Here is a 13,964-nt window from a genome sequence, read left to right on the forward strand (position 1 = left end):
CGAGCCCTTCTCGACCTTGCGGATGCTGGCGCCCACCGGCTTGTAATGCGGCAAGGCCCCGTTCGGCCCGGCCCCGGCGATGGTGTCGAAACTCAGGTCCTTCAACGCCCCGGTCTCCTCGCGGAATCGCTCCAGCGCCTCGACTACTTCGCGCTCGTCCGGCAAGGTCTCCTGCACCACCGTATCGACCCAGTGCAGGAACCGGCTCAGCGCCGCTCCGTCACGAATGTGCGCCTGACGGCTGCCCTCGATCTCCACCGCATTCTTGGCCGCACGGGGAATAGCGCAGGGGTCCATCGCCCGCACCACCGTCGCGCCCGCCGCTTCCAGCCGGTCGAAATACCAGGCCGAGGACAGCGACGGATCGATCATGACCTTTCGGCCCGACAGCCCGTCCAGCGCAGCCGGCAGCTGCTCGGTCGCCTCGATGCGGACATCGTCGCCCAGCCAGGCCGGCAAAGCATTCGTCACCTTGGCCGGGTCCAGGAACAGCCGCGCCTTGCCGTCCGCCGCCAGGATGGCCTGGCCGATCGGCAGGGGCGAACGGATCACGTCCCCGCCGCGCACATTGAACAGCCAGGCGATCGACATCGGCGCCGTCAGCACTACCGCGTCTGCGCCGGCGTCCGCCACTGCCTTGCCGATCCGCGCCCGCTTCGATGCGTGGCTTTCGCCGGAATGGACATCTTCGTGCGGCACGACCGGCGCCGTCGGCTGGGCCGGACGATCGGCGCCCCAGGCCAGGTCCAGCGGATTGGCGTCCACGGCGCGCAACTCGGCCCCCGCCTTCTGCGCCGCCGCCTTCAGGGCGACCAAAGCATCCGGGCTGTGCAGACGCGGATCATAACCGATCACCGCCCCCTTCGCCGCCGTCTCCAGATAGGCCGCCACGTCATTGAGGTCGCGTCGCTCGAAAAGCGCCGGATCGGTCTGGGCCTTCACCTGAACGGTGTAGCGACCGTCGGTGAACATGCTGGCCCGATCCTGAAACACCACCGCCGCCCCGGCCGAGCCGGTGAAGCCGGTCGCCCAGGCCAGACGCTCATTGGCGTCCGGCAGATATTCGTTCTGATGCTCGTCCTCATGGGGGATCAGAAACCCGTCCAATCCCTGCTCGGCCATTTCGGCGCGCAGCAGCGGCAGATGTTTGGCCCCAAAGGAAGGGTCGGTCGTCTCGTCGAAAGTCTGGCGCATGATCGATCCTCAGCCCTTGCGCAGTTGCAGGGCGCTCCAGGCGTCGTGATGGATGGTCTGCTCGACCGTGAAGCCCAGCGGCAGATAGGCCTCCAGCACCCGCTCCTCCTGCGTGCGCAGCAGGCCCGACAGGATCGCGACCCCGCCGCTCTTCAGCGCTGCCTCGATCTCGGGCGCCAGATGAACCAGCGGCGCGGCCAGGATGTTGGCGAACACCAAATCATACGGCTGATGCTGGGCGATACGCGGATCGCTGAGACCGTCGGCGAAATAGAAGTCGCACTTGGCCTCGTTGATCTCGGCGTTCTCATTGGCGATCCGGGCCGAGGGCTCGTCGATGTCAGTGCCAACAGCGATGGGCGTGCCCGTCTTGGCCGCCGCGATAGCCAGCACGCCCGTGCCGCAACCGACGTCCAGCACCTTCTCGAAGCTTTCGGTCTCCAGCAGCTTGTCGAACGCCTCCAGGCAGCCGACCGTCGTGCCATGGTGGCCCGTGCCGAAGGCGGCGCCGGCGTCGATCTTCAGCGTGACGCGGCCTTCGGGCACCTTGCCCTGATCGTGTGCGCCATAGACGAAAAACCGCCCGGCCTCGACCGGCGGCAGCCCCGACAGCGACATGGCCAGCCAGTCGGCGTCCGCCAGCTTCTCGACCAACACCGTGACCGGATAGCCCGCCAGCACCGCCTTCAGCCCCTCGACCTCGTCATCGGTCGTGGGGAAGGCGTCGATGCGCCAGACGTCATTGTCCTCGTCCTCTTCCAGGATCGAATAGGTCGCGCCTTCCAGTCGCGGATCGGCGTCTACGGCCTCTGCGGCGGCCTCTGCGGCGGCGCGCGGGCCGCGTGCGATTATCTGAAGTGCGGACTCGGACATTTTTCAAACACCGGTAATATGGCGAATCGTAGCGATCCGGTGCTGAACGCCCGTCGCCGCCGCGTTTTTATCAAACCGAGGGGTCGGGGAATACATGGCCAAGTCACCGTCTACGTCTAAACCAGCGTCGCCAAAGCCGGCGACCGCCGCTTCCAAGCCTAAAGCCGCGCCGAAGTCGAGCGCTGTGAAGACCGCCGCCGAGAAAACCGCCGCGCCCAAGGCCGCTGCTAAGCCGGCAGCTGCTGCGCCGAAGCCCACTACCTCGAAGGCTGTAGCTTCCAAGGCTGCGGCGCCCAAAACCGCCGCCCCCAAGGCCGCTGCTAAGCCGGTCGCCGCCAAGGCCGCAGCCAAGCCGAAAACCGCCCCTGCCCCCAAGGCTGCTCCGAAAGCCGCTCCCAAGGCTGCTGCACCCAAACCCGCCGCCGTCAAGACTGCAGTGAAGCCTGCGGCTCCGAAAGCGGCCGCACCGAAGGCGACGGCGGCAAAGCCTGGAGCAACCAAAACTGCCGCCCCCAAGGCCGCCGCTTCGAAACCCGCCGCCGCCCCGAAGGCCGCGCCTGTCGCCAAGCCGGCCGCAGCTGCGCCCAAGCCTGCCGAGCCCGTCGCCGCGCCCAAGCCCGCCGCTGCGCCCGCACCCGCTGCTGCGCCCGCCGCTGCGGCGCCCGCGCCGACGCCGGCTCCCGCTGCCAAGCCGGTCGAAGCCCCCAAGCCGGCGCCGGCGCCCGCCGCCAAGCCCGAGGAAAAGGGCTTCTTCGCCAAGCTGGGCGACATGATCTTCGGCAAGCGCTGATCGCACTTCCTCTCTGATCCAGCAGATCGCCGGACGGCTCGCCCGTCCGGCGATTTTCGTTTTCGGGCCGCGATTTAAGACGTGCGGCCGGCTGAGCGAAAAACCAGGAATACTTGACTTCTGCGCAGGGGCTTCTATATGCCCCCCAGCCTCGGGACAGGTCTGCGATCCGCGCCGCCCGCTCGCCCAAAGAGGGGCGGTTCCGTCGCTGCTATGCACGCAGACGCTTTCTCTCCCAAGGATTCATGACCGAATTTTCGCAACTGGGCCTTTCGCCCACGACCCTTCAGGCCGTCGCCGACACCGGCTACACGACCGCCACGCCAATTCAGGAACAGGCGATCCCCGTCGCCCTCGCCGGCCGTGACGTGCTCGGCATCGCCCAGACCGGCACCGGCAAGACCGCCGCCTTCACCCTGCCCCTGGTCGACCGCCTGTCCACCGGCCGCGCTCGGGCCCGCATGCCGCGCGCAATCGTCCTGGCGCCGACGCGCGAACTGGCCGATCAGGTCGCCGAGAGCTTCGCCAAATACGCCAAGGGCACCAAGCTCAGTTGGGTCCTGCTGATCGGCGGCGTCTCCATGGGCGACCAGGTCGCGGCGCTGAACAAGGGCGTCGACGTCCTGATCGCCACGCCCGGCCGCCTGCTGGATCTGTTCGAACGCGGCAAGATGCTGCTGACCGGCGTCGAGATCATGGTCGTCGACGAGGCCGACCGGATGCTCGACATGGGCTTCATCCCCGACATCGAGCGCATTTTCAAACTGACGCCGCCCCGTCGCCAGACCCTGTTCTTCTCGGCCACCATGCCGCCGGAGATCACGCGCCTGACGACCGCCTTCCTCAAGGATCCGACCCGGATCGAGGCCTCGCGTCCGGCGATGACCGCCGACACCATCACCCAATACATCGTCCGCATCCCGACCTCGGACCCCAAGGCCAAGCGGACCGCCCTGCGCGCCCTGGTCGGCCGTGAGGACGTGCGTAACGGCATCGTCTTCTGCAATCGCAAATCCGAAGTCGATATCATCGCCAAGTCGCTGAAGACCCACGGCTTCGACGCCGCGCCGATCCATGGCGACCTGGATCAGTCGCACCGGATGAAGACCCTGGCGGACTTCCGCTCGGGCGCACTGAAGATTCTGGTCGCCTCCGATGTCGCCGCGCGCGGCCTGGATATCCCGGACGTCAGCCACGTCTTCAACTACGACGTCTCGCACCACGCCGACGACTACGTCCACCGCATCGGCCGTACCGGCCGAGCTGGCAAGCTGGGCCAGGCTTTCATGATCGTGACCCCGGCCGACGACAAGTCGCTGGATAAGGTCCTGAAGCTGATCAAGAAGGATCCGGAAGAGCTGGTTCTGGACGGCATCGACTTCGCCGCCATCAAGGACGGCCCGCGCCGCGACGACAAACGCTCGGGCGAACGCGGTCGCAGCCGGTCTCGTACCAGCAGCGCGCCCGCCCCGTCCGCAGAGCCTGTCGACATCGCCCCCGTCACCGCCGCGCCATCGTCTGAAGAGGCCGCGGCGCCCCGCAGCCGCAGCCGCCGCAAGGCCCGCCCCGAGGCGCCGGTTGAAGTCGCGGCTCCCGTCGCCGCAATCGAAGCGCAGCCGATCGTCGAGCCTGTTGAGACCGCTCACGCCGCGCGCCCCGACCGTGCAGACCGCGAACCGCAACTGCTGCAATCCGATCGCCGCGGCGACCGCAGGGCCGACAAGAGCGATACGCAGCGCCAAGGCGTGCGTGGCTTCGGCGACGACATCCCCGCCTTCCTGCGCCGGCCCGTCGTCATTCGCGCTTGAATTCGTACACAACGGCGCGGTGAACGCCGCGCCGTTTACCCTGCATTACGGAACATCCCGTAGTGTGCGCCCCGATACAGCTCCAGAACAGGAGCTAGGGGAACAAGAATGTCGAAAAAGGTCGAGACGGCGCTAAGAGCTCCTCAAGCCTATGCTTTGGCGCGCAACGTCATCGGCGAAATGGAAAAAGCCGGCGTCTGGCCCACACCGCTGAACTTCGAGCTTTGGCTGCATTACATCAGCGACCCCGACGGCCCCCTGGCCCAGGAAATCCGCCGTCTTCTGGCGCAGTCCGCCGTCATCACTGACAAGACGTCCGAAATGCTGGCCGCCGAGTTCCTGCCTCGCGGTCGCCTGCCGGATCAGATCCGCGACGTCGGCGCCGTGCTGGACCGCGAACTGGCCAGCGTCGCCAGCGCCATCGCAATGGCGCACAAGACCCAGCACGACTATGGCGAAACCCTCGCCGACGCCTCGCAGTGCATGGAAACCGTCGATGATCCGTCGTCGCTGAAGGATCTGGTCGGCGGCTTGTCGACCGCGACCAACCGCGTGCGTCGGGAAACGGCGATCCTGGAAAAACGTCTGGAAAAGTCCAACAAGGAAGTCATCCGCCTGCGCGAAAACCTGGAACAGGTGCGCCGTGACGCCATGACCGACGCCCTGACCAATCTGGCCAACCGCAAGGCCTTCGATGAACGGCTCGAGGCTGCCTGCGCCGAGGATGACGGCGCGCCGCTCAGCCTGGCCATCTTGGACATCGACCACTTCAAACGGTTCAACGACACGTGGGGCCACCAGACCGGCGATCAGGTGCTGCGTTATGTCTCCACCGTCCTGTCCAACATCTGCGGCAAGACCCGATTCGCCGCCCGGTTCGGGGGCGAGGAGTTCGCCATCATCTTCCCCGGTGAAGGCGCCGGCGTCGTCATGGCCGCGCTTGAAAGCATTCGCAACGACGTGGCGTCACGCGCGCTGCGCCGTCGTTCGACCAATGATGACCTGGGCTCAGTCACGGTTTCTGCTGGCTTCGCCCAGCGCCAAAAAGGCGAAACCGCCGCCAGCCTGCTGGAACGCGCCGACGCCGCCCTGTACGAATCCAAACGTGCGGGCCGTAACTGCGTCACGCCTGCCTCCTCGCTCGAAAAGGCGGCTTAGGGTCTGACAAGGCCAAGCTTTCTGCCATAGTCGTCCCATGCGCAGCTTCGCCTTCAATGTCGCCTACTGGATTCTGTCGATCGGCTACGGGCTGACCGCCGCCTTCGCCGCGCTCGCTCCCGGTCGCGGCCCGGCCAGCTGGGTCATCCGTCGCTATGTGAAGCGCATGGTCCAGGCCATGTCGATCTTCGCCGGCATCAAGCTGGACGTTCGCGGCAAGGATCGACTGCCTGCGGGCGCCTTCATCATCGCCTCAAAACATCAAAGCTGGGGCGACGGCTTTGCCACTTATGACCAGTTCGACGACATCGCCTTCGTCACCGGCGATCACCTGGAAAAGTTCCCCCTGCTGGGGGGCGTCCTGAAGAAGCTGGGCGCCATCGTCGTCAACTCCTGCGGCGGCCACGAAGCCCGCAAGGCCCTGGCCATGCGCGCCGCCGAGGCCCGCGCCGAGAACCGCAAGATCCTGATCTATCCCGAGGGGCACCTCGCGCCCGTCGGCAAGAAGTTCAAATATCGTTCGGGCGTCTGGCACATGTACCGCGACTTCGACGTGCCCGTCGTGCCGCTCGCCACCAACCTCGGCCTCTTCTGGCCCGAGGAAAAGTACGAGAAGCACCCCGGCACGGCGACGCTAGAGTTCCTCGACCCGATCCCTGTCGGCCTTCCCAAGGACGAGTTCCTGGCTCGCCTCGAAGCCGTCACCGAGACCCGCACCGCCGAACTCGTCGCTCAAGCCACGGGTCAACCCGTGACGCCGGCTGTGCTGATCGACACACCGACTAAATAGAGGGCTAGCGCTTCTTTTTCGACGCCTTCTTGACCGCCACATCCAGCGACCGCCGCGCCCAGGCGACGGCTTCGTCGGGATCGTCCAGAGCCGTTTCGGGCAAGCTCCAGTAGCCCATGCTCATCATGCGGCCGTCCTTGGTCGGATAGGTGAGCTGACGCGAGCCGGCCTCGACGAAGGCCTCGCCCAGGGCCTCGTCGCCCTTCAGCCAGACCACGCCGTCGTCCAGCAGGGCGAACATGACGCCGGAGGCATAGACCCCTGCCCCGCCGAACATACGCTTGATCTCCAGCCGGCCGAGCGCGTGGAAATGCTCGCGGACCCATTCGCCGAAGTCCGCATCGTAAGCCATCTCAGTCGGCGGCGACCGGCACGATGGTCACGCTCTCGCCGCAGCCGCAGGCGTCGGTCTGGTTCGGATTGTTGAACACGAACTTGGACGCCAGACGCGTCGTCTCATAGTCGATCTCGGTGCCGATCAGGAACAGCACGGCCCGGGGCTCGATCAGGATGGTGACGCCCTTGTCCTCGACCACCTCGTCCATCGGCCCGATCTCGTCGGCATAGGCGAAGGTGTATTCCTGCCCCGCGCAACCGCCATTCTTGACGCCGATGCGCAGGCCGATGTGATCGTTCTCGGCATTGTCCAGGATCTCACGCACCCGCTCGGCGGCCGCATCCGTCAGGGTGACGGCCTTGGGGCGTGGGCGACGTGGACGGGATGTGGCTTGAAGCTCGCTCATCAGAACATGCCCATCAGAACATATTCAGGGCCAGCTTGGCCTCGTCGCTCATCTTGGAGGCGTCCCACGGCGGATCGAACACCAGATTGGCCTTGGCGCTGCGCACGCCTTCAACCTTCTCCACCGCCGTCTCGACCCAGCCCGGCATTTCGCCGGCGACCGGACACCCGGGCGCCGTCAGCGTCATGTCCACCACCACGTCGCGATCGTCGTTCACGTCCACGCGGTAGATCAGGCCCAGTTCATAGATGTCGACCGGGATTTCCGGGTCATAGACCGTCTTCAGCGCCTCGATCAGCTGATCGGTCAGGGTGTCCAACTCGGCCTGCGAAAGGGCGCTCTTCTGGGGCTCGTCCCAGGCGTCCCTGAAGGCGTCGCTGTCTTGAATCGGTTGATCTGTCATCGGCTTATACGAAGAAGTTCCGCGCCTTGATCAGCGCATCCACGAAGGCGTCGGCATCCTCCACGGTGTTATATAGGGCGAAGGAGGCGCGGGTGCTCGACGTCACCCCCATTCTTTTCGCCAGCGGCTCGGCGCAGTGCAGACCGGCCCGCACCGCGACCCCGTAACGATCCATGATCTGGGCGACGTCATGGGCGTGCGCGCCCTCGACGGCGAAGGTCAAAATCGCGCCCTTGCCTTCGGCCTGGCCCAGAATCCGAAGCCAGTTCTGACCCTGAAGTCGGTCGACGGCGTGCTGATAAAGGGCATGCTCATGCGCCTGCACGGCCGCCCGGTCGTATTGCGCCAGCCATTCCAGGGCCGCGCCCAGGCCGATGGCCTCCAGGATCGGGGGCGTCCCGGCCTCGAACCGGTGCGGCGGCCGGGCATAGGTCACGCGGTCCTGCTCGACCGTCTCGATCATCTCGCCCCCGCCCTGATAGGGCGGCAGCGCCTCCAGCGCCTCGGCCTTGCCGTACAGGGCGCCGATGCCCGTCGGGGCGAACAGCTTGTGCCCGGTCAGAACGTAGAAGTCGCAGCCGATGGCCTGCACGTCCGGCGTCGCATGAACCGCCCCCTGGCACCCGTCGATCAGCACCTGCGCCCCGGCCGCATGGGCCAGGCGGCTGATCTCGGCGACCGCATTGATCGTCCCCAGCACGTTCGACATATGGGTGACGGCGACCATTCGCGTCCTGGGCCCCAGCATGTCGGCATAGGCCGCCATGTCCAGCGACCCGTCGTCCTTGACCGGAACCCACTTGATCACCGCCCCGCGGTGTTCACGCAGCAGATGCCACGGCACGATGTTGGAGTGATGCTCCATCTCCGAGACGAGGATCTCGTCGCCCGGTTGGATCGACAGCCCAAGCCCGTTGGCCACCAGATTGATCGCCTCGGTCCCGCCCTTGGTCCAGACGACCTGTTCGGCGCTCTCGGCGTTCAGGAAACGGGCGACGATCTCGCGCGCCTTTTCGAAGGCCTCGGTCGCCTCGTTCGACAGGGTGTGCAGGCCCCGGTGGACGTTGGCGTAGCCGCCCTCCATCGTCGCCACCAGGGCGTCGATCACCGCACGCGGCTTCTGGGCCGAGGCCGCATTGTCCAGATAGACCAGAGGCTTGCCGTTCACCTGTCGCGACAGGATCGGGAACTGCGCCCGCACGGCGTAGGGATCGAAGGTGTTCACAACCGCGCCGTCAGCCATTCCCGCGCCACCTCTCTCGCGCCCTCGTGCTGGATCCGGTCGATGACCTCGATCAGGAAGGCCTGGGTCAGCAGGGCGCGGGCCTCCTCGGCCGGGATGCCGCGCTGCTGCATGTAGAACAGGGCGCTCTCGTCCAGCGTCCCCACCGTATTGCCGTGCGCGCACTGCACGTCGTCGGCATAGATGATCAGTTCCGGCTTGGCGTCGATCTCGGCCCGCTCGGAGGCGATCAGGGCGTGGTGGCCCATCCGCGCATCGGTGCCGTCGGCGCCGCGCTCGACCACGATCTTGCCCTGGAAAACGCCGCGCGCCGTATCGCGGGCCACGCCCTTGATCAGTTGCGAGGTCGCGCCGTCATGCTCGACGTGGCGCACCACGCTGGTCAGGTCAGTATGGCGCGATCCGTTCAGCAGATACAGGCCGTCGGCCTGCACATTCGCGCCCTGCGCATAGTGGGTGATGCGCGTCTCGATCCGCTGCAGCTTGGCGCCGGTCGTGACGATAGTCTGACGATAGATGCCGCCCGCCTCGACCTTCACATGGGCCTCGGCGATGGAAATGGCGTCTTCCGGCTCCTCGACCAGGACGACGCGCGTCACCTCGGCCCCGGCCGCCACGTCCAGTTCCAGCGTATTGTGCGCGACGTAGGCCGAGCCTGCGCCCTCATGCGTTTCCAGCAGCAGCAGCTTGGCACCGGCGCGCGCCGACACCCGCGCGCTGGCCGTGTGGCCCGTGCCGACGGCGTCCGACACATAGCGCAGCCGCAGCGTCCGCTCGCCCGAGGCGATGAAGTCGGTCACGCCCACGGCGCGCCCGTTGGCGAAGACGATCGCCTCACCGCCCAGATCATAAAACGGTCCCGGCGGCCCGACCTCAGCCGTGCCTGACGGCTCCGGCGCGGCGCGAAGATAGCGCTTCAGGTCGCTGTATTTCCACGCCTCCGTGCGCCTTGACGGATAGGTCTCAGCGTCGGTCAGGTTGATGGCGAAGGCCACGCTCATGCAGCTTGCGGCAGATACTTGTCGTACCCTTCCGCCTCCAGCTCCAGAGCCAGTTCCGGCCCGCCCGAGGCCACGATCCGGCCGCCGGCCAGCACATGCACCCGGTCCGGTTTGATGTAGTCGAGCAGGCGCTGATAGTGGGTAATGACCAGCATGGCGCGGTCGGGACGACGAAGCGCGTTGACCCCCTCCGACACGATGCGCAGGGCGTCGATATCCAGGCCGGAATCGGTCTCGTCCAGGATCAGCAGCGACGGCTCCAGCAGGGCCATCTGCAGGATCTCCATCCGTTTCTTCTCGCCACCGGAGAAGCCGACATTCAGCGGCCGCTTCAGCATGTCGAAGTCCATCTTCAGCGCCTTGGACGCTTCACGGACCAGCTTCAGAAAGGCCGGCGCCGCCACCTCCTCCTCGCCCCGCGCACGCTTCTGCGCATTCAGCGCCGTCCGCACGAAGGTCAGAGCCGGCACGCCGGGGATCTCGATCGGATACTGGAACGACAGGAAGACGCCCTTGGCCGCCCGCTCGGCCGGGTCCAGCGCCAGCAGGTCCTCGCCCGCCCATTCGACAGACCCTTCTGTCGCCTCATAGCCCGGCCGTCCCGACAGGGCGTAGCCCAGCGTCGACTTGCCGGCCCCGTTCGGCCCCATGATGGCGTGCACCTCGCCGGCGGGAACGTCGAGCGTCAGGCCCTTGAGGATCGGCTTTTCGCCGACAGCGACGTGGAGGTTGTTGATGTTAAGCATTGTTTCTTCTTGATTATCCAACCGAGCCTTCAAGGCTGATCGCCACCAGCTTCTGCGCCTCGACGGCGAACTCCATCGGCAGTTTCTGCATCACGTCGCGGACGAAGCCGTTGACCAGAAGGGCCACCGCCTCCTCCTGCGACAGCCCCCGCTGCTGGGCGTAGAACAGCTGGTCGTCCGACAGGCGCGTCGTCGTCGCCTCGTGCTCCAGTTGGGCCGAGCCGTTGCGCGCCTCGATATAAGGGATGGTGTGCGAGCCGCACTCCTTGCCGATCAGCAGGGAGTCGCACTGGGTGAAGTTGCGCACGCCCGTCGCCTTCGGATGCACCGAGACCAGGCCTCGATAGGTCGAGTCCGACTTGCCCGCCGACACTGCCTTGGCGATGATCCGCGACTTCGAGTTCTTGCCCAAGTGGATCATCTTGGTGCCGGTGTCGGCCTGCTGATGTCCGTTGGTGATGGCGATGGAATAGAACTCGCCCGAGCTTTCTTCGCCCTTCAGGACGCAAGACGGATACTTCCAGGTCACGGCCGAGCCGGTCTCGACCTGCGTCCACGACACCTTGGACCGATCGCCCCGGCAGTCGGCGCGCTTGGTCACGAAGTTGTAGATGCCGCCCTTGCCCTCGGCGTCGCCCGGATACCAGTTCTGGACCGTCGAATATTTCACCTCGGCGTCGTCCAACGCCACGATCTCGACCACGGCCGCGTGCAGCTGGTTCTCGTCGCGCATCGGCGCGGTGCAGCCCTCAAGGTAGGAGACGTAGGCCCCCTTGTCGGCGATGATCAGGGTCCGCTCGAACTGGCTGGTCTGGCTAGCGTTGATGCGGAAATAGGTCGACAGCTCCATCGGGCATTTGACGCCCGGCGGGATGTAGACGAATGACCCGTCCGAAAAGACCGCGCTGTTCAGCGCTGCGAAATAATTGTCCGAGACCGGCACCACCGACCCCAGATATTGCCGAACCAGATCAGGATATTCGCGCAAGGCCTCGGAAATCGGCATGAAAATCACGCCGACCTTGGCCAGTTCTTCCTTGAAGGTCGTGACCACCGACACGCTGTCGAACACGGCGTCCACGGCGACCTTGGGCGCGCCCTGCACCCCGGCCAGCACCTCCTGCTCCTTCAGCGGGATGCCCAGCTTCTTGTAGATTTCCAGGATCTCGGGATCGACCTCGTCCAGCGACTTGGGCCCCTCCTTCGCCTTGGGCGCCGCATAGTAGAACAGGTCCTGATAATCGACGGGCTCGTAACGGACCGCCGCCCAGGTCGGCTCTTCCATTGCCAGCCAGCGCTCATAGGCGGCCAGACGCCATTCCAGCATCCATTCCGGCTCGCCCTTCTTTTCGGAAATGAAGCGCACGATCTCGGCGCTCAGTCCCTTGGGCGCATATTCCGTCTCGATATCGGACGTGAAGCCGTGCTCATACTTCTCCAGCGCGGCGACGGCGTCGATGGTTTCCTTGACGGCGGCCATCAGGCGACCTCTCTCACGCGCTCGGCGGCGCGCGTCTTGTGCTTGTTGTAGGCGGCGACCCAGGCGTCGGCGAACCGCACCCAGTCGCTTTCGACCGTGCCCCAGCCGCCGGAGACGCGCACGCCCCCGGTCGCCAGCGCATTCAGGCCCATGGCGCTGATGGTCTTGGACGGCTTGACCTTGCCCGACGAGCAGGCCGAGCCGGCCGACACCATGACGCCCGTCAGGTCCAGGGTAATCAACTGCTGCGGACTGTCCCAGCCCTCGACGGCCATGAACAGGGTGTTGGGCAGCCGCGCCACGCCGCCGCCGATGATGGTCGCGCCTGCGGCCTTGACCTTCGCCTCGGCCGCATCGCGCCAGGCGACGTGCGAGGCCATCGTCTCCAGATCCCGCGCGGCGCAATCGGCCGCGACGCCGAACCCGGCGATGCCCGGCACGTTCTCGGTCCCGGCGCGCAGGCCCCGCTCCTGCCCCGCACCGTGCAGGATCCGCACGCCCGACAGGCCTGCCTTGAAGATCAGGGCGCCGACGCCCTGCGCCCCGCCCAGCTTGTGCGCCGACAGGGTCAGGGTGTCCGCGTCCAGCGCGCGCATATCGACCGCGATCTTGCCCGCCGATTGGATGGCGTCGACATGCAGCCAGCCGCCCGCCGCCCGCACCAGAGCCGCCGCCTCGGCGATCGGCTGGATGACGCCGCTTTCATTGTTCGCATGATGGATGGCGACCACGGCCCGGCCCGGGCGGCTCAGCGCCTGCGCCAGCCAGTCCAGATCGACCACCCCGTTCGCATCGACCGGCAGCACCTCGACCGGCGCCCACGCATTCGCCGCCGTCTCGGCCACGCACGGATGTTCGGTCGCGGACACGATCAGGCGCTCGCAGCCCACAGCCAGCGCACTGGCGATGCCTTGGGCATTGGCTTCGGTGCCGCCCGAGTTGAAAACCACCGCCGTCGGATCGGCCCCGACCAGGTCCGCGACCTGCGCCCGCGCGTTCTCGACCCGCGCCCGCGCCCGCCGGCCAGCCGCATGGACCGCCGACGGATTGCCGTTGTCGGCCAGGGCCCTGGCCATGATCTTCAGCACCTCCGGCCGCACCAGGCCCGAGGCGTTATAGTCCAGATAGACGCCGGTCATGCCGCCACCCCGACGGCAGAAGGCTCGACATTGCGCCGACGCTGTCCCGTGCGGTTCATCACCACATCCTCCAGCGAGACGCCCGCCAGATAGCGATGGATTTCGTCGCCCAGGTCTTCCCAAAGATTGTGGGTGATGCAGCGTTCGCCGGCCAGCATGCAGCCCTTGGGCGAGCCATGCGCCACGCACCGCGTCGCCCGGATCGGCTCATCCACGGCCAGCACGATCTCGGCGACCACCGTCTCGTGCGCCGCCTTGGCCAGACGGTATCCGCCGCCTGGTCCGCGCACGCTCTTGACCAGTTCGCTCTTCCTCAGACGAGCGAACAGTTGCTCCAGATAGCTCAGCGAAATCTCCTGGCGCGCGGCGATCTCGGCCAGCGAAACCGCCCGGATTTCACCGCTCTCGCCGCGTCCGTTCTTCGCCAGATCGGCCATCGCCATCACGGCGTATCGTCCCTTGGTCGACAGACGCATTTCGCACCTTCAAAAATTGCGCGCTTTTCGGGGCTCCTGTGCTAGAACCCGCGCCTTCGCAAAGGCGGCGCGCTTGCGGAGGGACTTAGAAAGTCCCACCTCTGCGGTCAAGTATTACGC

Annotated in this window: 15 protein-coding genes; 4 read left to right on the top strand and 11 right to left on the bottom strand. The window is 66.4% G+C overall.

Features of this window, described 5'->3' with window-relative positions; translation table 11 throughout:
• Both RT123_RS06635 and RT123_RS06640 read right to left on the bottom strand, forming a co-directional pair.
• A partial coding sequence (locus tag RT123_RS06635) for an aminopeptidase P family N-terminal domain-containing protein (RefSeq protein WP_313008451.1) occupies window positions 1-1,194 on the bottom strand: 1,194 nt, incomplete at its 3' end.
• Window positions 1,195-1,203: 9 nt separating this feature from the next.
• Window positions 1,204-2,067, bottom strand: a complete 864-nt coding sequence (locus RT123_RS06640) for a 50S ribosomal protein L11 methyltransferase (RefSeq protein WP_313008452.1) — start codon at window positions 2,065-2,067, stop codon at window positions 1,204-1,206.
• Window positions 2,068-2,251: 184 nt separating this feature from the next.
• On the opposite strand from RT123_RS06640, the gene RT123_RS06645 reads away from it, so the two are divergent.
• The 4 genes from RT123_RS06645 to RT123_RS06660 all read left to right on the top strand — a co-directional run bounded on the left by RT123_RS06645 (window position 2,252) and on the right by RT123_RS06660 (window position 6,613).
• A complete protein-coding gene (locus RT123_RS06645) occupies window positions 2,252-2,857 on the top strand; it encodes a hypothetical protein (RefSeq protein ID WP_313008453.1) in 606 nt (201 codons plus the stop codon).
• Window positions 2,858-3,102: 245 nt separating this feature from the next.
• A complete protein-coding gene (locus RT123_RS06650; RefSeq protein WP_313008454.1) occupies window positions 3,103-4,665 on the top strand; it encodes a DEAD/DEAH box helicase in 1,563 nt (520 codons plus the stop codon).
• Between the two features lie 108 nt (window positions 4,666-4,773).
• Window positions 4,774-5,823, top strand: a complete 1,050-nt coding sequence (locus RT123_RS06655; RefSeq protein ID WP_091746499.1) for a GGDEF domain-containing protein — start codon at window positions 4,774-4,776, stop codon at window positions 5,821-5,823.
• Between the two features lie 37 nt (window positions 5,824-5,860).
• Window positions 5,861-6,613, top strand: coding sequence for a 1-acyl-sn-glycerol-3-phosphate acyltransferase (locus RT123_RS06660; RefSeq protein WP_307511551.1), 753 nt, complete (start codon window positions 5,861-5,863; stop codon window positions 6,611-6,613).
• 4 nt (window positions 6,614-6,617) lie between these two features.
• Here RT123_RS06660 and RT123_RS06665 read toward each other — a convergent pair whose 3' ends face one another.
• Genes RT123_RS06665 through RT123_RS06705 form a run of 9 tightly spaced genes read right to left on the bottom strand, consistent with a single transcriptional unit; the run spans window position 6,618 to window position 13,844 of the window.
• Window positions 6,618-6,965 carry a TfoX/Sxy family protein gene (locus RT123_RS06665; protein ID WP_313008457.1) on the bottom strand — a complete coding sequence of 116 codons (348 nt, stop codon included), beginning with the start codon at window positions 6,963-6,965 and terminating at the stop codon, window positions 6,618-6,620.
• Window position 6,966: 1 nt separating this feature from the next.
• On the bottom strand, window positions 6,967-7,356 hold the full coding sequence (locus RT123_RS06670; RefSeq protein WP_066551375.1) for a HesB/IscA family protein: 390 nt from the start codon (window positions 7,354-7,356) through the stop codon (window positions 6,967-6,969).
• A 13-nt stretch (window positions 7,357-7,369) separates the two neighbouring features.
• On the bottom strand, window positions 7,370-7,759 hold the full coding sequence (locus tag RT123_RS06675) for an SUF system Fe-S cluster assembly protein (RefSeq protein WP_039247388.1): 390 nt from the start codon (window positions 7,757-7,759) through the stop codon (window positions 7,370-7,372).
• 4 nt (window positions 7,760-7,763) lie between these two features.
• On the bottom strand, window positions 7,764-9,002 hold the full coding sequence (locus tag RT123_RS06680; RefSeq protein WP_313008458.1) for a cysteine desulfurase: 1,239 nt from the start codon (window positions 9,000-9,002) through the stop codon (window positions 7,764-7,766).
• Window positions 8,981-10,003, bottom strand: a complete 1,023-nt coding sequence (sufD, locus tag RT123_RS06685) for a Fe-S cluster assembly protein SufD (protein ID WP_313008459.1) — start codon at window positions 10,001-10,003, stop codon at window positions 8,981-8,983. The genes RT123_RS06680 and sufD overlap by 22 nt, the downstream gene beginning before the upstream one ends.
• Window positions 10,000-10,749 carry a Fe-S cluster assembly ATPase SufC gene (gene sufC / locus RT123_RS06690; protein WP_313008461.1) on the bottom strand — a complete coding sequence of 250 codons (750 nt, stop codon included), beginning with the start codon at window positions 10,747-10,749 and terminating at the stop codon, window positions 10,000-10,002. The genes sufD and sufC overlap by 4 nt, the downstream gene beginning before the upstream one ends.
• Before the next feature lie 13 nt (window positions 10,750-10,762).
• Window positions 10,763-12,229 (bottom strand): Fe-S cluster assembly protein SufB, encoded by a 1,467-nt coding sequence (sufB, locus tag RT123_RS06695; RefSeq protein WP_313008462.1) that lies wholly within the window; start codon window positions 12,227-12,229, stop codon window positions 10,763-10,765.
• Window positions 12,229-13,368, bottom strand: coding sequence for a cysteine desulfurase family protein (locus RT123_RS06700; RefSeq protein WP_313008464.1), 1,140 nt, complete (start codon window positions 13,366-13,368; stop codon window positions 12,229-12,231). The genes sufB and RT123_RS06700 overlap by 1 nt, the downstream gene beginning before the upstream one ends.
• Complete coding sequence (locus tag RT123_RS06705; RefSeq protein WP_055753471.1) at window positions 13,365-13,844, bottom strand: Rrf2 family transcriptional regulator; 480 nt, start codon at window positions 13,842-13,844, stop codon at window positions 13,365-13,367. Before RT123_RS06705 ends, RT123_RS06700 begins: the two co-directional genes overlap by 4 nt.
• Window positions 13,845-13,964 lie beyond the last annotated feature (120 nt).

This window comes from Brevundimonas vesicularis (assembly GCF_032067225.1).
Lineage (GTDB): Bacteria > Pseudomonadota > Alphaproteobacteria > Caulobacterales > Caulobacteraceae > Brevundimonas > Brevundimonas vesicularis_F.